This is a genomic window from Paenibacillus polysaccharolyticus, assembly GCF_900102085.1.
GTDB lineage: Bacteria > Bacillota > Bacilli > Paenibacillales > Paenibacillaceae > Paenibacillus > Paenibacillus polysaccharolyticus.
In genome coordinates, this window is sequence record NZ_FMVM01000009.1 from 192,850 (window position 1) to 209,327 (window position 16,478).

At 39.0% G+C, this 16,478-nt stretch carries 25 protein-coding genes and 1 pseudogene; all 26 read right to left on the minus strand.

The genetic code is table 11. The features are described from left to right. Window positions 1-22 precede the first annotated feature (22 nt). Window positions 23-1,414: an ABC transporter substrate-binding protein gene (locus BLQ13_RS14270; RefSeq protein ID WP_090920937.1), complete on the minus strand. Its 1,392-nt coding sequence runs from the start codon at window positions 1,412-1,414 to the stop codon at window positions 23-25. A gap of 382 nt (window positions 1,415-1,796) precedes the next feature. Continuing rightward, the gene (locus BLQ13_RS14275) at window positions 1,797-2,387 is read right to left on the minus strand and encodes an HAD-IA family hydrolase (RefSeq protein ID WP_090920939.1); all 591 of its coding nucleotides are present in this window, start codon (window positions 2,385-2,387) and stop codon (window positions 1,797-1,799) included. A 105-nt stretch (window positions 2,388-2,492) separates the two neighbouring features. After that, window positions 2,493-3,428, minus strand: coding sequence for an acetamidase/formamidase family protein (locus tag BLQ13_RS14280; protein ID WP_090920942.1), 936 nt, complete (start codon window positions 3,426-3,428; stop codon window positions 2,493-2,495). After that, window positions 3,425-3,913: a DinB family protein gene (locus BLQ13_RS14285; protein ID WP_090920944.1), complete on the minus strand. Its 489-nt coding sequence runs from the start codon at window positions 3,911-3,913 to the stop codon at window positions 3,425-3,427. Before BLQ13_RS14285 ends, BLQ13_RS14280 begins: the two co-directional genes overlap by 4 nt. Before the next feature lie 117 nt (window positions 3,914-4,030). Beyond that, window positions 4,031-4,417 carry a DUF5662 family protein gene (locus tag BLQ13_RS28855; protein ID WP_338060876.1) on the minus strand — a complete coding sequence of 129 codons (387 nt, stop codon included), beginning with the start codon at window positions 4,415-4,417 and terminating at the stop codon, window positions 4,031-4,033. Between the two features lie 25 nt (window positions 4,418-4,442). Further along, a complete protein-coding gene (locus tag BLQ13_RS14295; protein ID WP_090920946.1) occupies window positions 4,443-4,955 on the minus strand; it encodes a DUF6886 family protein in 513 nt (170 codons plus the stop codon). Window positions 4,956-4,978: 23 nt separating this feature from the next. Next, a complete protein-coding gene (locus tag BLQ13_RS14300) occupies window positions 4,979-5,512 on the minus strand; it encodes a hypothetical protein (protein WP_090920948.1) in 534 nt (177 codons plus the stop codon). Between the two features lie 55 nt (window positions 5,513-5,567). Further along, window positions 5,568-6,161, minus strand: a complete 594-nt coding sequence (locus BLQ13_RS14305; RefSeq protein ID WP_090920950.1) for a hypothetical protein — start codon at window positions 6,159-6,161, stop codon at window positions 5,568-5,570. A 116-nt stretch (window positions 6,162-6,277) separates the two neighbouring features. Continuing rightward, window positions 6,278-6,796 (minus strand): phosphotransferase-like protein, encoded by a 519-nt coding sequence (locus BLQ13_RS14310; RefSeq protein ID WP_090920952.1) that lies wholly within the window; start codon window positions 6,794-6,796, stop codon window positions 6,278-6,280. A 110-nt stretch (window positions 6,797-6,906) separates the two neighbouring features. Then, the gene (locus BLQ13_RS14315) at window positions 6,907-7,446 is read right to left on the minus strand and encodes a class I SAM-dependent methyltransferase (RefSeq protein WP_090920954.1); all 540 of its coding nucleotides are present in this window, start codon (window positions 7,444-7,446) and stop codon (window positions 6,907-6,909) included. Between the two features lie 111 nt (window positions 7,447-7,557). Then, complete coding sequence (locus tag BLQ13_RS14320; protein WP_090920955.1) at window positions 7,558-7,857, minus strand: hypothetical protein; 300 nt, start codon at window positions 7,855-7,857, stop codon at window positions 7,558-7,560. After that, window positions 7,854-8,399: a P-loop nucleotide/nucleoside kinase family protein gene (locus BLQ13_RS14325; RefSeq protein WP_090920957.1), complete on the minus strand. Its 546-nt coding sequence runs from the start codon at window positions 8,397-8,399 to the stop codon at window positions 7,854-7,856. Before BLQ13_RS14325 ends, BLQ13_RS14320 begins: the two co-directional genes overlap by 4 nt. A gap of 131 nt (window positions 8,400-8,530) precedes the next feature. Further along, window positions 8,531-9,031: a helicase gene (locus BLQ13_RS28860; RefSeq protein ID WP_244159325.1), complete on the minus strand. Its 501-nt coding sequence runs from the start codon at window positions 9,029-9,031 to the stop codon at window positions 8,531-8,533. Window positions 9,032-9,094: 63 nt separating this feature from the next. After that, window positions 9,095-9,601 (minus strand): annotated as a pseudogene (locus BLQ13_RS28865) (YfiT family bacillithiol transferase); the annotation flags it as partial. A gap of 146 nt (window positions 9,602-9,747) precedes the next feature. Then, entirely contained in the window at window positions 9,748-10,035 is a 288-nt protein-coding gene (locus tag BLQ13_RS14335) for a hypothetical protein (protein ID WP_090920961.1), read from the minus strand. A 39-nt stretch (window positions 10,036-10,074) separates the two neighbouring features. Then, the gene (locus BLQ13_RS14340; protein WP_338060877.1) at window positions 10,075-10,557 is read right to left on the minus strand and encodes a macro domain-containing protein; all 483 of its coding nucleotides are present in this window, start codon (window positions 10,555-10,557) and stop codon (window positions 10,075-10,077) included. 190 nt (window positions 10,558-10,747) lie between these two features. Continuing rightward, complete coding sequence (locus BLQ13_RS14345) at window positions 10,748-11,407, minus strand: hypothetical protein (RefSeq protein ID WP_090920963.1); 660 nt, start codon at window positions 11,405-11,407, stop codon at window positions 10,748-10,750. 64 nt (window positions 11,408-11,471) lie between these two features. Beyond that, window positions 11,472-11,906, minus strand: a complete 435-nt coding sequence (locus tag BLQ13_RS14350) for a DUF6557 family protein (protein ID WP_090920965.1) — start codon at window positions 11,904-11,906, stop codon at window positions 11,472-11,474. 89 nt (window positions 11,907-11,995) lie between these two features. Beyond that, window positions 11,996-12,445: a hypothetical protein gene (locus tag BLQ13_RS14355; protein ID WP_090920967.1), complete on the minus strand. Its 450-nt coding sequence runs from the start codon at window positions 12,443-12,445 to the stop codon at window positions 11,996-11,998. Window positions 12,446-12,508: 63 nt separating this feature from the next. After that, a complete protein-coding gene (locus BLQ13_RS14360; RefSeq protein WP_090920969.1) occupies window positions 12,509-12,964 on the minus strand; it encodes a hypothetical protein in 456 nt (151 codons plus the stop codon). Between the two features lie 14 nt (window positions 12,965-12,978). Next, window positions 12,979-13,560 (minus strand): hypothetical protein, encoded by a 582-nt coding sequence (locus BLQ13_RS14365; protein ID WP_090920971.1) that lies wholly within the window; start codon window positions 13,558-13,560, stop codon window positions 12,979-12,981. Between the two features lie 30 nt (window positions 13,561-13,590). Then, window positions 13,591-14,010 (minus strand): GTP pyrophosphokinase, encoded by a 420-nt coding sequence (locus BLQ13_RS14370; protein ID WP_338060878.1) that lies wholly within the window; start codon window positions 14,008-14,010, stop codon window positions 13,591-13,593. Between the two features lie 17 nt (window positions 14,011-14,027). After that, entirely contained in the window at window positions 14,028-14,357 is a 330-nt protein-coding gene (locus BLQ13_RS14375; RefSeq protein ID WP_090920973.1) for a low molecular weight protein tyrosine phosphatase family protein, read from the minus strand. Between the two features lie 24 nt (window positions 14,358-14,381). Next, window positions 14,382-14,855, minus strand: coding sequence for a hypothetical protein (locus BLQ13_RS14380; RefSeq protein ID WP_090920975.1), 474 nt, complete (start codon window positions 14,853-14,855; stop codon window positions 14,382-14,384). Window positions 14,856-14,895: 40 nt separating this feature from the next. Continuing rightward, window positions 14,896-15,462 (minus strand): DinB family protein, encoded by a 567-nt coding sequence (locus BLQ13_RS14385; RefSeq protein WP_244159318.1) that lies wholly within the window; start codon window positions 15,460-15,462, stop codon window positions 14,896-14,898. 4 nt (window positions 15,463-15,466) lie between these two features. Continuing rightward, window positions 15,467-16,462 (minus strand): phosphotransferase enzyme family protein, encoded by a 996-nt coding sequence (locus tag BLQ13_RS14390; protein WP_090920980.1) that lies wholly within the window; start codon window positions 16,460-16,462, stop codon window positions 15,467-15,469. Between the last annotated feature and the right edge of the window lie 16 nt (window positions 16,463-16,478).

Genomic DNA, 16,478 nt, shown 5'->3' on the forward strand with positions numbered 1-16,478 from the left:
CCCTTAAGTAAATGATTTTACTTTACTTGCTTTTTTCGCCCTTCAGTACTTTCTGAATTCCTGCCTGTGCAGGTCCGATGACCTGAGCAACACCTGTAGATGGAGTCACTTCACCTTTCACGAACTTTTCGGTTACACTGCCGAGAGCTTCCTTAACACCTAATCCTCCAGCACGAGCACCGTATACACGTTCAACCTGTCCGTTGTCATTCATGGCATTAGCGATCGAAGCTTCGTCAGGCAAAATGTTTTCTAACCACAGACGGTGATTATCCTGCCAGTTGTCAAAGTCCTGAAGCTCTTCCCAAATTTTCACGATGATATCGGCATCCTTAACGCCCTTAGGAATAACAAAACTTTCTGTACTGTTGACTGTATCCAGATACGTTTTTGCTTTTGGACCTTTAGGCATGTAGACATAACCCCAGTCGTCCTTTAACTTATCCAGAATACGGCCTTCGACTTCCCATAATCCGCCAGGGTACATCGCAATGTTGCCTTCTGAGAAAAATTTGGATGGGTCTTCCCAATCATTACCGGCATTGGCCTTCACAACTTTGTGGTCGTTGTACAGACTATACAAAAAGTTAAGCGCTTCCAAGGATTCAGGTGAATCAAACGCTGCCTTTTGCGTTGCCTCGTCATACATCTTGCCGCCGTTGCTTCCAATCAGCATTTCGTGAAGTACATAGTACGCACCCGACAGACCATACTGATCCATCTTGCCGTCACCGTTTTTATCTACGGTTAGCTTCTTGGCAGCATCCAGCATCGTATCCCAGTTCCAGTTATCCTCTTCCATCAATTGCTGCGGATCTTTCAAACCAGCTTCCTTGAATATTCGTTTATTGTAAAACATTCCGCTGTCATTCGGGGTATACCAACCCGTCAGTCCATATACTTTATCACTGCCAAATCGCATCGAATCGATGACATCCGGCTTGATCTGCGTATCCTTCAGATATTCGTCCAGTGGTGTAAGGAATCCGCCCTGCATAAGACCCCAAATATTACCGTCAGGCACACGCACAATCTCTGCAAATGGTTCATTCGCCATCACGGATGAAGAAATTTTCTCGGATGTTGCTCCGTAATCTGTATTCAAGTAAGAAATTTTAACGTTGTATTTCTCTTCTACATTTTTGATTCGTTCACGAGCGCGCTCATCCGCCTCCGAATCTCCTTTGGGAGATGCATCCCACCAGTTCGATATGCGAACAGCTCTGCCGTTCAAATCCACCTTAGGCTCCTGTTTTTCCTGTACAGGTTCGACTGCCGCTTCTTTGTTTTTATCCGCCGGTGGCTGGGTCGCTGTATCAGATGGTGTACTTCCACCACTGCAACCAGCAATAATGGTTACCAGTAAGGTGAAAATCACCAACAGGCTGAACCTCTTCTTTCTCACAAACTTCATCTTTCACACGCTCCCCCTCAAAGTTAGATAAAGATGAATCAAGCTTGCATCATACTTGGATGACTTCCTCGAGTGACTTAATTCATCACAAGGCTGTCACGGATGGGAACTTGAAAACCTGCCAACCCCCTTCATCAGAAAGCGCTTACGAAATTGTTAGGAGTTAATGAAACGGATTTCATGAAACCCATTTCATTATAGTATCATGAAAAGCCTTGGGTCAATACATATTCTGTTATTATTTAGAATATTTTGATCCCTTCTAATTCATTCCGCACAATTTAAGGAAAACATAACACTTAAAGGGGATAAATCTTCAAAACCCTCTAACATCAGACTAAATGACATCGTAGAGGGCTTCAGTAATATATGAAATACGAATTTAAATTTGAAAATTTATGAATGATTCTACTTCTTGAGTCCATTTCCCCTCTTCATCCGCCAACAATGTCTTCCATCCGAGGTGTTTAGCCGAATGCAAATTTTTCTCTTGGTCATCAATAAACAGTACGTCTACTCCACCTGCCAGATGCGTTTCAACCAGTTGATATATTTCAATCTCCGGTTTGCATAAACCTACTTGATTCGAGATCGTTACACTTTTTGCATAATGGCTTAAGCTATCCAGATTCGGTTGTATCCATTCGCTGCAATGATTGCTAAGTAGATGAATATCGGCGGACTTACTCCAGCGCTCAAGGTACCCAGCAGCAGGTAACGGAACGATTGAATCAAATAGGATGTCTCTTGCTCGGCCGATCGGTAATTCAGGAAACATTTCGCCTAAGGAAATCCAAAACTCTTCTTCCTTTATTTTCCCAGTCCAAAGCTGTTTCTTAATGCTCCCAAAATGGATTTTTAATTGATCTGCTGACAGGTTCGTTTCCTGAATCATTTCTTTCCAGCACATTAACGACATATTACTTAACAACACACCTGCAATATCTAAAACAAGCTGTGGCTTGTCTCTCATCACATCAACCTCCGGTTCATTGATAATACTGAATTAAAGATGTGTCCACTCCGTGATTATGTAAATCATCTATTCAATTTGTATAAGCAGCATAACCGTTTCAAATCACTTAAAAGCATCGTGGGGCAAAAAGGCATGCACACCTTTCACACCATTCACAATTTGCGTGATACGCAAATCAATCACTGCGCTTCCCAGCGCAATCGCTTCTACCCGCTCCAGGCCATATAACTCGCCCATCAGGCCTAACATGCCATCCAACGCTTGAACCGTTGCTTCATTCAAGTCCTCATCAAAACCAAAGGTAATCCATCCAGAAGGCGTATGCGCACGTGGATTGGTCAGCTTTATATCATCTATGACATTCACTGTAATATCTACAAGCTCCGTGGCACATTCAATCGCCTGACAGCTGACTTCCCCATCGCCTTGCCGTGCATGACCATCACCAATCGCCAGATAACCCCCATCTACAGGAACAGGCAGATATAACTTACTTCCCTGTACTAGTTCCTTGCAGTCGATGTTCCCTCCACAATATCGCGGTGGCCAGGTCGTATGAATCCCTCCTGATTCTGGCGGCATGCCGACGACACCCATGAATGGATTTAAGGATACGCTGTATGACTTGCCCCGTACCTCACAAGAGCCACTCATCGCTTGTCGATCAAGTGTCCAATTTAGAGACAGTTCTTCGACCTCTGTTAGATGCAATTTCTGATTCTGCCAGTTGGGATATCCACCCGCGGAAGTAAACCCGTAACTGCCTGGTATAATCTCATTGAAAATGATCTCGAGTGTCTTTCCCTGCTTCGCTTCTTCAATATAGATTGGGCCGATTAAGGCGTGCCCTCCATCTTTTTCACCTTGTCGTGGAAAAGGTTTGATTCGTTTCGCATAACTTACTCCCGTGCCCCAACCTGCGTCCAGCGTTTGAAAACGTATGGAATCACCTGACTTGATCTTTAAAATCGGCGTTACCTCATCCGTAAATGAACCAATCAGATTTTCCTGAGCTAATGTAATCGTATGAATACTCACAACAATCCCTCCCCGGCCAGATATTGTTTTAACGGCTCCATATGATGCTGGTCATGCCATATAAAATCTTTAAGGTATTGGGGAATGTAAAATACATTATCCTTGTTCTCTGGATCCACATATCGTTGATAAAGCTGTTCCTCTGATAACCCTCGAATATCATTCATAATTTTGTGACGGTAAGTGATCGCCTTGTCGACAATTTCGAACGGCTCTGTGCGGTTCCCGTACTCCACAGCTTTGCGATTAAACTCATCAAAATCCAGATGCTTCAACGTAATCTGCTGATTCAGGGCAATCTTCTCAATCGCTTCCTTGTAAAAATATCGATCCCATAACATCATATGGCTTACGATGGATTTGATCGTCCACTTTCCTTTTTCTAGACTGGAATTCCAGGTCTTTTCTTCGAGACGACTCAACGTTTTGGCAAACAGCGTCCATTCTTCAAAAGCTAAAAGCAGTTGTTCCATTTCTTTATTCACACCAAACTTCCCCCTTCTCTTTGTAGAAGATGAACCATCACGATTCGCCCTTTCTAGTAAGCAACTGTTCAAGCGATTCTCTCGTCTTTGGATGCAAAATAATATCTTCCGAGTTCATCATGCCTTCTGCCAGATTGAATCTTTGACTCTACGACCCCATTTTCTCGTAAAAGATCTCCAGTCACATACCATCTCTATAGTATATTTTTGCGGCATAGGCAGAGCTTCTTTTGTATTTCTGTTCACGATCCAATACTCCCAATGATGTTTATTATGATTCTGATGATGAAGCCATGCCTTCTTCCACCTTAGTTCTGTGACTTCATCTTTACGGTCCGAATAGAACTTGATTGCATAAGGGAAAAATTCGTGAGGACAAAATTTCGTTAAATCATGAAGTATCCCTTGTAAATATAACCCTTCATGCCAGCACTCAATGAAAACGTTCAACTTATGTTCAGTTACATATAAGAAATACCTCCAATAGGCAGAAAGCATGGTCATCCCCCTAACTGGCTATTCCCGCCCTCTACACTGGTTTAGCATGATTGAAACGATGTATTCCGAATTGTTGGAAGTCTGAGTGTAACACGGCATTTCTCAGAGGATATAGATTTGTAGTGAATCGCAACTCAACCCCTCTGGCCAAAAGCCTATCTACCAGATGATCGATTTTCTCTATGTAACTTGGTGTAACCACCTGATCAGAAATATAGTACCCTGCGGTTTCATCAAAAAGTTTAAACGACGCTGCATCCAGATGATACCGATACAACGTTTGTTGCATGATCCTGGAGTACCACTCGTTCTCAACCGTTACAATGAGGTCTGCATTTGAGTGTTTAAAAAACAACTCATGATGCTCATCACTAATGTCGTTCGTTCTTCGAATAACAATGCGAGGACAATCTCTCGGAAAGTAATAACTGAATTCATGTTGCTCATCAATCGCCCAGACAACCGCCGGAAACTCAGGCCGATTCTGCTTCGCTCTTGGTATAAAGATATGAATATCAGATTCTTCACTGAAATGATATAGCATTTGATACACCTCTGTTCGTGAAGTTAAGTCTCAAGCAGTGTGTTCAATCCTTTTCTAATCCCATACGTTAAAATGTCGTTCGCTAACAAGCTCTTAATCAGATCCTGATTCACATACTCATTGCTTGTTTGCAAATAATCTAAAATCAAATCCGCTTTCTCATGTCTACCCATCATCTGATAAGCAACGTACCACACTTCAGGACTTGAAACATGCATTCCGTGCCATTTTACATTTCGAATAGGCGATATAGGTAACTCCAGTCGTCTTCCATCTACATCAAAAGCAAATCCGCCAATGACATCCACATTTAACGACTCAACCTCCATTCTATATTCACTTGCAAATGGTTTGTCGCCGCTCTCCTTCTCGATCCACTCATATCCAGCAATCACTTCTATAAATTTGAATTTTGGACAATCGACCATCAGATCCCAATCGTTCACGGAATCAACTAAGCCAAGAAAACACAACATCGCACTTCCACCCAGTGAATATGCAATATGATTCGCTTCTAATCGTTTGACTACTGGTAAGATCTCTTGAGGATCTATCATTATGTGTCCCACTCCTAGCGCACATTTTATATCAATCATTCGTTTCTAAATTACATTAATATAAAATCTCGATCTGGTTATATACGTTCAGCGGCTCCTGATCAATCAACACATTTGGATCTTTCTGCTCGGTAAGTAACATATTCAATATATTTAACTCGTAGTACCATTCTCCGGTATCCTGATAGATATGCCTTCCGTTGTACACCACTCTTCCATATTCGTTTGAAGTCAATCCAAATGCCCGCTCTGTCAAAGGCTGATATCGCTTATCATATCGGATAGGTTTCCCACATTCCGGGGAGTAGGTGAAGGTTACATCATATTCGGAATTTTCGGATTCGGGCTCCTTATTATCAATCAAAACACATCCCAATTTGAAATTATTCACAGTAGGTTTCAGAATGACACTTTTATCTTGAATCTTCTCAAAACCGTTCTTGTTCTGCAAAATGAGCATTCGGTGGTAAGGCAGACCATAGGACGTATCGTAACTGAACAGCATATCCGGTAAACGGAAGGCTTTCTCCATATCATTTCGGGCAGTGGAAAAAGGGGCCCCTCTCACTTCCTTCTCCCAGCGCAAGGTTATGAATTGAAGAAGTATTCTTTCTCGATTCGAGCGCTCTTTATGTTTCCCAAACTGCATATCTGTTTGCTCCTTCTTCCTGCTATTGTGCTGAAATAGTCAAGAAGCTGGACCATCTTGCTTTAGACGTCCCAGCTTCATTTTTATTCTCCTCGTTTCATGCCACAGAAGAAACCTTATTCACTTTTGAATAACGTGTTGATAATCATCTCGGCGCATTCTTCAGGTGTATGCTGACTCGTATCAACCGAGTACGTATACTGAATGTCGGACGCCATCATACGATGTTGCTCTTCAGACTGGTCTTCTCTGCGGTCTCCCCGTTCAAGGTTACGCTGACGACAGATATCGAGAGGGCAATGTAGCTCCACAATCTCTAGTGGATATCCTTCAAATATCTTTTTCACTTGTTCATAATGCGGTGCAAGCTCCGGTCTCTCCACCAAAATCCCATCGATCAGCACATGCTTGCCATGGTCTGAGAATACCTTCGCTGTGTGATACATCATGATGATGGCTTCGCTTAGGTATTTCCAGTAATCGGTCTGTAGATGTTTATCCCCGATTGTATTCTCAAATAAATCGTTCGCCACAACATAAAAGAACGGATCGTCGTATGACTGCATTGCCTCTACAATTGACGTTTTCCCCGAACTCGTTACACCATTCAAAAAAATAATTTTGCCTTTATTCATTATGATATCTCCCTTTGCTAAAATAAGAATTTATAAATATTTTACAGCATGAACTAACACGCATTCCAAAGGGCATCCACTATCAATGCCTAACATCATGAGAGTACGATTCATAGAACCCCCGCCTTTTGGATCTTCATGCAATAAAAACTGACATTTGAAAATCGGTTGTATTCTTCGATATGCATCAGCTCAAAGTTCAATTCAGTCAACAGTTCGAATAAATCTTCTTTTTTGTGGTATCTATCAAAATCCATATACATGAATTGAGCGTTCGGTTTTAACACCTCTGATATTTTCTGCAAACCTTTCCGGTATGCGCCTGTCTCTTGCAGAGCAGAGCCAATCATGGTGACCAGATCATAAGTTTGAGGCAATTCACATGCTAAAAAGTCCTCACATATAACAGTAGAGGCATTGGGATGGCCCTCCTTTTGTTGTCGGTATTTAAATATGTCACATATATCCTTGTTAATATCAATACTTGTTAAACAACCCACACCATTCAACAAGTAACCGATATAATCGTCCCATTCTCCTACTCCAATGCCAACATTAAGCGCATTCATGCCACTGAACATTTCAAAGTGTTTTGCTAAAAATCTCTGGTCTCCAATTCCAAATACAAGCTTGCAGGTGATAAATTCCATTGATAGGCTTCCTTCTCCCTCATATGTAAATAAAAATTCAAGAGATTTTGATCATCCATTCGGGTCACCACCTGAGAATTTATAATCATAAACTCCAGCGTACGCCTGGTATTATCTATGTTGCTCCTCAAACTCTTTGTCTCTCTTTTTCATTTCGGTAATCGAATGTTGAAAGAAAGCAATGTGGCGAATGAAGTAAATCGTTCCAATCAGAATACAGATACCTCCAACCCAGTAGTTCAGACCCAAATCCATCTCATAGTTAATCGGGCTGTAACTTCCTGCTGCTGCGGACTGAAATGCGGTATATCCCAGTTTGGGGATTACCTCTTCAATCGTTTTGGTAAGTGTCACTATACTGATTCCTACAATAATGAGAATGAACGAAAAAATTTTGGGTAGTGCCTTCAACTCGGGTGACCTCCCTTCAATATAAACCTAAAGTTGTTTTGAATTTCTTCAATAATTTCAGATACTTGTTCTCGCCTGTACTGCTGCGTATAGAGTTTATGTTGTTCTTTTAATTCTGAGCACGCTTCAAATTCCTCCAGTAAAACCAAACTGCGCTCACCCATCTGTACTTCTGCTGATCTCGATTGGTCCCTGGCAATCAGGGTACTTCGATCTACCAACAAGACAACATAGACGATCCTGTATTGAAAATCTGTTAACTGCTGCACAAACCATTCTATTTCTGAAGGGAAAGTAACGTAGTCGATGACAACATCATAATCCTGTTCTAACAGATTCCGGGTTAAGCTCAGTATATTTTTCCATGTCAGATCAAACGTCTCTTTAAATAACCATGGTTTACCTCGTCCATTCACTGGAATATGACTGATTGCATCTCCCGAAATATACGCACTTTTGCTCAATGCCTGAACAAGCTGTTGTGACGTTGTCGATTTTCCTACCCCAGCCGGCCCCGAGATCACGTATATGGTTTGACTCATGTTGTCCTCACCTTCTATTTATACATCTGGATATACCACATATCGAATCCTAATTCTTCGTAAAATGATGCCGTATCTTTCCATCTCCGATTGGATGATCCAACCAAAGCCCTCTCAATCTTGCGCTACAGTCAAGTTCTGCAAAAGATAAAACGGTCATGAGGGTTCCACACATGCAGATCATCCGCAATGTAACCTCGTAACCACAACTCGCCTTCTATATTTCTGAGATAAAAACCTTTTGGAAAATGATCATCCTCAGTAAGAGGTTCAGAGGCTATTGTGAGTGAACCTGATGGTGCTTGGTTTCCTTTTTCAGTGCTTGATGTACATGTCTCAGGTTGATCCAAATATTGAATTCTAAGATAGGGACTCAAATCAATAGGACATAACTGCAAACCAAGAGTATCTGCCATTTGAAAGAGTTGTAGGGTCGTAGCTCCATCCAAAAATCCTAGATTTCTAACAGCTAACTCGACCGTCTCTAGCCGCCTCTTGGTGGGAGAAATGACAAATTTCTCATCATCAAACAGCTTAATTCCGTATTCATTCATTCGAATTGAACACTGCTGTAATTTATCTTTAAGCTGCGGTTTGCTTACTCCCCCAACTTCGACGACTCTTATTTCCATGGGACAATGAGGGTAAATTTCTTCTTGGTTAAGCACTCCTATTTTTGTGACACTTTTCAAAGATTTAATCTGAGCAATATGATGCTGTCCATGCCAGACCAATCGTTGAATGGCGACATCCAGCGTAATGCTACCCAATACCTCTGTTCGCAGTTTCCGCCTAAATTGTTCGGGTTGTATACCACGTAGCAGCGTGAGAAATCGTTTGTGCAGTATTTCAAGCAACATGATTGAATCTTCCATTGGCAAATCTTTATACTCCTGTAACGATGCCCACAAATCCTCGCGATACGAGCTTGCGAGTGGTTCCTCTTCAGTTAAAGCTCTTTTGAACCTTATGTACGCGTTCATATCGTTGTCTGCAAGATGGTGTACAATCTGGATGATCGTCCAGCCGCCTGTACGATAAGGAGTACGAAGTTGCTCATCATTAAAATCTTGTGTAACCAATCTTAAGTTTTTCGCAATCTCGGGAATTTGATCCAATATGTGTTTTCGATCCTCATCAGTAAATTCAAATCGGGGCTCAAAGTGTCCAATCGGAAAACGTATCTTTTCATCTAAGTCCATATTTAACACTGCTCCAATCGTTTACTACAGGATCAAATCATATCCAATATAACCCACAATGTTCCATTTGCGAAGTGGAAAAATAAAAAAAGAAGCAGCCATGATCCTAACGGCTAGCTTCAATGACTCCATCTTATATAGTAAAATCAGGCATAGTACCCTCCTTCTTTTAGATACGAACCCGTAACTTTATAATGTTTATAGATCTTACTGAATGCCCGGTTTGCTTTATGTTGATGTTCTCCATCACTTAAACACGGCTTGGTTACCTTAACAACTTCTCTCATATCTGTATCCATGCTCATTTCGCCTGTGAGCAGGCGTTCTATATTTAATTCAAACCGGCCTTCAAGATTCTCAGAGCAGTCTCCGTAAGCATACGTTGCAGTACCGTCATTGACACAAATTAATTTAAAATCAATACAAAATGCCATTCATTCGCTCCTCAGTTTACAAATGATGCTTCATTTTCGTTATCCCAATCTCTTTAATTCATTCGTGTATATTTCTAAACTCTCGTCATCAAAACAAACAAATATTACTTTCTGAATTTTTGTTTGATTTTTCAATAGATATTGTGATACCTCATCCAAGGCCACATTACAGGCTGATTCTTTGGGATACTTATATATGCCTGTACTTATATTAGCAAAAGCCAAGCTGGAGACGCTATGAAGATCAGCTTGCATTAACGAATTTTTATAACAGTTTCTGAGTTTTTCTTCTTCATTGTTTTTTCCACCATTCCAAACAGGGCCTACAGTATGAATCACATATCGGCATTTCAGGTTACCCCCAGTCGTTACTACTGCTTCTCCGACTGCACAACCACCTCGTTGATTCCAGATCTTTATACAATCATCTAATAATGCTTTTCCTCCAGCTTTATGAATAGCACCATCTACTCCGCCCCCTCCCATTAAACTAGTATTAGCAGCATTGACTATAGCATCCACTTCTATTTTGCTTATATCTCATCGAACTAGTTGAATTATCGAGTCATTAAACATTGCTTCCATCGTTGCCCTCCGGTCACATCATTATTTCTACTTTTTTATCTTACTACGTTACCCCCTAGCCATGCTAAACCAAGGCGAATTCCCCTTTCAAGGATATAATAGGAATGTTGTTATTCACTTAAAGCTATTATATGGTTTCTATATTCCAATTTTCTGCAAAAATATAGATTGATTCATAAGTGTTTGAAGACTCTGATCCCGAGAAATAAAACAGTCTTTTATCCGTTATAGTGCCTACCTGGCTAATCTTTAAATGCTTCAAAGCAAAGCTGATGTTCGGTACTTCCCCATCTGACAAAATGCAAAAATCCTGAATACGACCTAGGTTCTCAATAATTGTCCCTTCTTCTGTCTGATAAAAACAACTACCTACGTTGTAAAAAGTCAGTTCTGCTTTTTGATAATCCCAAGAATCAAGTTTGATATGAAGAACGACTTCCCTTGGATCATTCACAGAAATTGAATCTATGGTTGAATCATGGAAACCGAAACCATTAAAATCTGAAGGTAATGAGCTATAAGGAAAAAACAATGGCATTCCATCTAACCCTTTCAAGTTTGGAGACTTTCTTGGCCAACTTAGGCATTCCAGCCAGAATAATTGATAATCAGCAGTAGAATTATCTAACTTACTTAGTTCGTTCAATAGCTCGTTGTGATGAATATTCCATACTTCTTTGGTTAACAACCTAATTTTATTATATGTACTTGTGTAGTCCTTTTCCTCAACCAAGTAATTAGCAACATTGTATACAAGCTTGGTAATGGTATTTATTTTGTGCTTCATCCTGATCACCCCAACATCATATCTGCGCCAATTTGGCCTAAAGTCCCTGTGTTCACTCCGATTGTTAATCATCTTCAAGATGATCAATCCGATCCTTGATTCGTTCTTCAGAAAAACCAAACCAAGTCATTTCAACCAAACAAAGTGCGACGATTTGTTCAGTTGAGAATTGCTCAAGTACCTGTTGATCTACATAAAAACCTAACCATTCTCCCCACTTACTTGCGGAAAGATCCCAATATCCTTCCCACTCAGGTGAATTATTCTTTCCGTGTACTCTATATTCGATGTCTTTTTTATCCTTATCATCATCAGAATCAATCGAGTCTATATGAACAATCATTTCAACTACATTAGTTGCAGAGTTTTGTAAAAGAATGGATTCATATACTGTTACATATTTTTCTTTTATTTGAGCCATATCAGGATAGTATTTAATCAAGTTATCCCAAACGGCATCGAAAGTAACACGCTCTAAAATCTCTTTAAAAGTAATCAACTCATTGTACTCCTATTCTTTATAAGACTCTCAATGGTTAAGGGTAGCGTTTAATTGCTATTCTGAGAATTTAATAGGTACAGTCGCCACTATTTCTCATTTATTTCATACCAAATTCTATAACCCTCAATGTTTGTTTCGGAATAGTCGCTAGCGTTGGATGTTTTGAAATATCTCGCATAATAAGCATGTTCAATGGTTTTCGTATCCTCATCCGTATTCATATCAAGATAAATTTTGGATATTTCCAGTCCCCATTTAACGCTACGAGCAATCTCATTCATGTTATCCACTGTAGTAAATCTCTTAATTACTGTAAGAATTGCTTCCAGTTCTTCTTTACTCGGTTCTTCGCTCATGTCTATTCTGCAAGAGAGATTCGGACGGGTAAACGTAAAATGAACTTTTTCAATCGACGGAAAAATTTCCTTCAGCTCTTTTGTTAATTCTTTGGTTGAATCGGTATGGATCTTATGTGTAGTACTGCAACCTGTTATAAGTAGAAGGACACCTATCAATATAGGAATTAATTTACTCATCCTGGACTCCAATCATTGATTATTTGTACAGATTACTCTGAGCAGCCCAGCTTCCATGATCTATTAGATGTCCTGCTCATGTCTCATGGCTGCATCAATAAGTGATCTATCCAATGTTTTTGAAATCTTTCCAAATGATTGTGAATTGATTCCTTCAATCAAAGGGGAATAGAATACGATCACATTAATCTCTTCATTAGCCACATTTAATCCCTTCGCTTTGAAAAACCTTGCTGAATATTTATTTTCAAATCGATCTGTAGAGCAAATTTCTTCTCCCGTAACCTCACTCACTTCAATGGATACCGTGAAATATTCCTCAAATTCAATTCGATCCTTAATTAACGTCCATCGGAATAAGGTAATCTCTTGACCATCAGGTCTTAAATAGGCATGACATCCCGTGCCATCCGCATGAAATTCTAACTGTGTATCTTCAAATGCATCATAAAAAAACGCTTCAGATGACCACACTCCTATAAGATCATCATTATAAAAAAACTGCACTGGTTCACTCATATAACATACCTCATTTAATTATTTCGCTTCATATTACGTATAATCAGTTCTATAGATTTCTTGGTTGAATACTGATCAAAATGTGAATGCCCTGAATACGAGCTTGCTAAGTATGCACAATGATGAATCAATAGTTCGTATCCCAGCTGAGATGCATTAATGATGGCTAAATCTTTGTTCGCCATAACTCTCAATTGTTCATCGTATTTCCAATGTTGCCAAGTCTTCCACATTGATTCACCGTGAGAATCTATCAACGGAATTGTATAAGTTCCTGGCTGTATATGCTTTATCACTGTTTTTAGATTTTTTAAATCTCTTTGATTTATTGGAGTTATCGCACCGTTAAATACCAAGAGATCACAACTTGAATCATCTTCTCTCGCCAAATAAATAATGTCGTGAGTATACATGGCGTGCTGAAATAAACTGGCTAATAAAAACATTTCAGGACAGTCCCTAGCATCTACTAACAGTAGATGACCCAGCTCTTCTTTTACTTTGATATTTATATCCTTCTGTCTTAAGACTACTGCTGTCCACACAGCACTTTGAAATTTTAACTGTATTCTAGGAATTGTAATTGTCTGGGACATAACGTACCTCTTTTTAGTTTCTTTCACATGTTATTCACGCTCTAATCTTTCCAACGCCTTTCTATATTTCTCAAGTCGATTATAGTCTTCCTCCGTCGGATTCTTTATTCTTGATATATTCATATTCTCTTTAATATCAGCGATTTTTACATTTCTTGCAGTTCGATTCATTATCGTCTTATCAATAAATTCTTCGTAACTATCCTCTGTAGATCTCGTCAACAACTGAATGGCTGTTAAAATTTCTTCCGAAAATCCCAAACCTCTTAACTCTTCAATTGTGACTTCTGAATCTTCAATGACATCATGGAGAACAGCCACGATCTTCTCTTCCATGCTTTCCACTCTGTTCATAACAGCTAACGGATGTAAAATATACGGTTGTCCACCTTTATCAAGCTGCCCTTTATGAGCTTGTAACGCGACAGATATAGCTGATTCGATGTCCAAAATAATCAACTCCTTATTTAGATGGGCACTTCAATATATTCGGATACTCTTGCTTTCAAAATTTCTATTAATTCTTCATCCATGAATTGATAATCATCTGGAATATCCAGACAGATTAAACGTTTATCTTTTAGACTTGTTGGAAATTTTTCCTTCAATCTTCTCACATGTTTTTTCTCCATAACAAAAATTAATTCTGACCATCCAATGTGCCCTCCTGTAACCTTAATTCTTGCTCCCGTTTCGGTTCCTGCCGACCTTACTTCATATCCGTTGTACCCTTCAAAAATTTTCTCAGCAGTTAAGCTACGCCATTTATTCCGGCTGCAAATAAACAGTAATTTGATGTCATCTCACCTATCCTTTTTTGGTTAATCATTTTTTTGACTTATTATTTTAGGATAAATATTCTCAATATAGTCATTTTCAATGGTTTCTTCTATCCAAAGCACCCTGGTTTCTTCTTCATCGTAGATAGCATGCTCATATGTAAAAAGTTTGAATCTACAGTCATTCAGCCCCCCATTCTTTGGTACTACTATGCTTCGATAAGTAATCCTGTCTCGATTAATAATATGTATTAAATCGTCTCGATCATGAGGCTTATACCAATAAACTAATTCATTATCGACAAATGAATAATTCATTTCAAACACTTTCTCTTTGCTCCTTATTATTGTTCGCTCTTCAATATATGTCCGATCCTCAGGAAATGCCCAAAAATTACATTCAAAATAAGGAAATAACAAGTCATGGTCTGCATCTATAAACTGACTTAAAATTGTTGCTTCTTCTTCAGTTGTTAAGTTGAAATTGTAAATAGCCAGATTCTCAAAAATCAACATTGTATTCACTCCCATGAATGGATAGTAGTCTAATCCGATATTATCTAGCCCGAGTTTGTTTCTTTAATAACATAATTTGTCCAATATGATATGCGCTATGAATACTTAGATTAGAAACAACTCCCCACCAAGGGGCATTAAAATATTCTGGAAGTTGCTTCGTAAGTTTAGATTCATCTGTTTCTTCTAAAACTACTCTCCAACTGATAAAAACATGCTCAAGTCTATTTAATGTTTCCTTCCAGCCAGCATCATTCAATTGATCTTCATTCAAAACAAAAGTTTCATCATTATTGATTCCATGATTTAATACAAATTCTCCAGCCTTATAACGCTCAAGCCATTTCTCATTCCAATAAATAAGGTGATTCACAATGGACCAAATGGTTTGTTTATTATCATCCTCAGTCAATGCTTCTTCCATTGTTACATCTTCCAATATGTCCTCCAGCGGAATAAACCAGCTCTTATCGTTATAACATGCAGATATTTGATCTGTTAAAATGGATTTATAGGTCATCAGTTGCTCCTCTTCTCTTGATTTTTCAGGTGTTAATTCTTCAGTAAACGTCCTGCATTTATAATACAAGCTTAGCCCATACCACATTAAACTACCTGCTAAAATCCATATCAATATATGGAATATCATGCTCGATATTATTCAGATAGAATTTCAACGCTTCTTTGTCCCAATCACTCCAGTTGTTATAGTTATCAAAATTATAACTTCTATAAATCGCGGAAACTACACCAGACTGTCTAAGATTAATAAAATCAGGGATTAATTTTAACCATGCGTTATCTATTGTATTTTCTTTAACATAACCATCCATGAAATTGTAGTAATACCTCTTGGTTATCTCTAACCTTTGCTTTCCATCGACTACCCAAGGGATTGGAATTTCATAGAATAGCGGGATAGCAATATCACTCACAAACCAACTGTATTCGGCTTCATCAAAATCAATAAATACAACATCGTCTTCTACATTTAAGTAATTCCCATGATTTAAATCCCCATGAATCATTCCATACGAATCCGTATTCTTTGGAAGCTGACTAAGCTTTCTCTTCAAGATTTCGTACTTATCCATTACATAAGAAAGTTCCGCAGGTAAATACTCTTTCATATGGATCAAAAACTCTTTTTCATGCCATTGTCTCCTGTTTAAATGATGTATCAGATTTGACGTCTTTGAAAAACTATGTACTCTTCCTGCATGACCACCGATTCTTTGATAGAACAGATCGCTCTCTTCAGCAATTTTAGCCTTTCTTCCACTAGAAAACTCAAAAGATGTTGCATAAAATTCCCCATCACTGATTGCCTCCACAAACTTCCCGTGAATAGATGTTTTAGCTTTGGAAACAGATACATGATGAGAAGACAGGTGATTTATAAAATCGATTTCAGATACAATCTCTTTTTCGGTTCGATGGGATTTATGTGTTATCCGGAGGACAATACTTTCATCATTTGACTTCCCAAAATAAACAAAGTTCTGAAACCCTTGCAAGTCTTTAAGACTGGATTGAATAATATTAAACCTTTGAGCTGCTTCATGAAGTACTTCCTTAGTAAATAGTTCTTTAAGACGCTTTTCCATCAAATCTCTTCCTTTC

Bases quoted from the DNA above. Each gene is read 5' to 3' on its own strand.
- BLQ13_RS14270 (WP_090920937.1), bottom strand. From the start codon at position 1,414: ATGAAGTTTGTGAGAAAGAAGAGGTTCAGCCTGTTGGTGATTTTCACC.
- BLQ13_RS14275 (WP_090920939.1), bottom strand. From the start codon at position 2,387: ATGAGAGACAAGCCACAGCTTGTTTTAGATATTGCAGGTGTGTTGTTA.
- BLQ13_RS28855 (WP_338060876.1), bottom strand. From the start codon at position 4,417: ATGACCATGCTTTCTGCCTATTGGAGGTATTTCTTATATGTAACTGAA.
- BLQ13_RS14295 (WP_090920946.1), bottom strand. From the start codon at position 4,955: ATGCTATATCATTTCAGTGAAGAATCTGATATTCATATCTTTATACCA.
- BLQ13_RS14300 (WP_090920948.1), bottom strand. From the start codon at position 5,512: ATGATAGATCCTCAAGAGATCTTACCAGTAGTCAAACGATTAGAAGCG.
- BLQ13_RS14305 (WP_090920950.1), bottom strand. From the start codon at position 6,161: ATGCAGTTTGGGAAACATAAAGAGCGCTCGAATCGAGAAAGAATACTT.
- BLQ13_RS14310 (WP_090920952.1), bottom strand. From the start codon at position 6,796: ATGAATAAAGGCAAAATTATTTTTTTGAATGGTGTAACGAGTTCGGGG.
- BLQ13_RS14315 (WP_090920954.1), bottom strand. From the start codon at position 7,446: ATGGAATTTATCACCTGCAAGCTTGTATTTGGAATTGGAGACCAGAGA.
- BLQ13_RS14325 (WP_090920957.1), bottom strand. From the start codon at position 8,399: ATGAGTCAAACCATATACGTGATCTCGGGGCCGGCTGGGGTAGGAAAA.
- BLQ13_RS28860 (WP_244159325.1), bottom strand. From the start codon at position 9,031: ATGGAAATAAGAGTCGTCGAAGTTGGGGGAGTAAGCAAACCGCAGCTT.
- BLQ13_RS14335 (WP_090920961.1), bottom strand. From the start codon at position 10,035: ATGGCATTTTGTATTGATTTTAAATTAATTTGTGTCAATGACGGTACT.
- BLQ13_RS14345 (WP_090920963.1), bottom strand. From the start codon at position 11,407: ATGAAGCACAAAATAAATACCATTACCAAGCTTGTATACAATGTTGCT.
- BLQ13_RS14355 (WP_090920967.1), bottom strand. From the start codon at position 12,445: ATGAGTAAATTAATTCCTATATTGATAGGTGTCCTTCTACTTATAACA.
- BLQ13_RS14360 (WP_090920969.1), bottom strand. From the start codon at position 12,964: ATGAGTGAACCAGTGCAGTTTTTTTATAATGATGATCTTATAGGAGTG.
- BLQ13_RS14365 (WP_090920971.1), bottom strand. From the start codon at position 13,560: ATGTCCCAGACAATTACAATTCCTAGAATACAGTTAAAATTTCAAAGT.
- BLQ13_RS14380 (WP_090920975.1), bottom strand. From the start codon at position 14,855: ATGTTGATTTTTGAGAATCTGGCTATTTACAATTTCAACTTAACAACT.
- BLQ13_RS14385 (WP_244159318.1), bottom strand. From the start codon at position 15,462: ATGTGGTATGGGCTAAGCTTGTATTATAAATGCAGGACGTTTACTGAA.
- BLQ13_RS14390 (WP_090920980.1), bottom strand. From the start codon at position 16,462: ATGGAAAAGCGTCTTAAAGAACTATTTACTAAGGAAGTACTTCATGAA.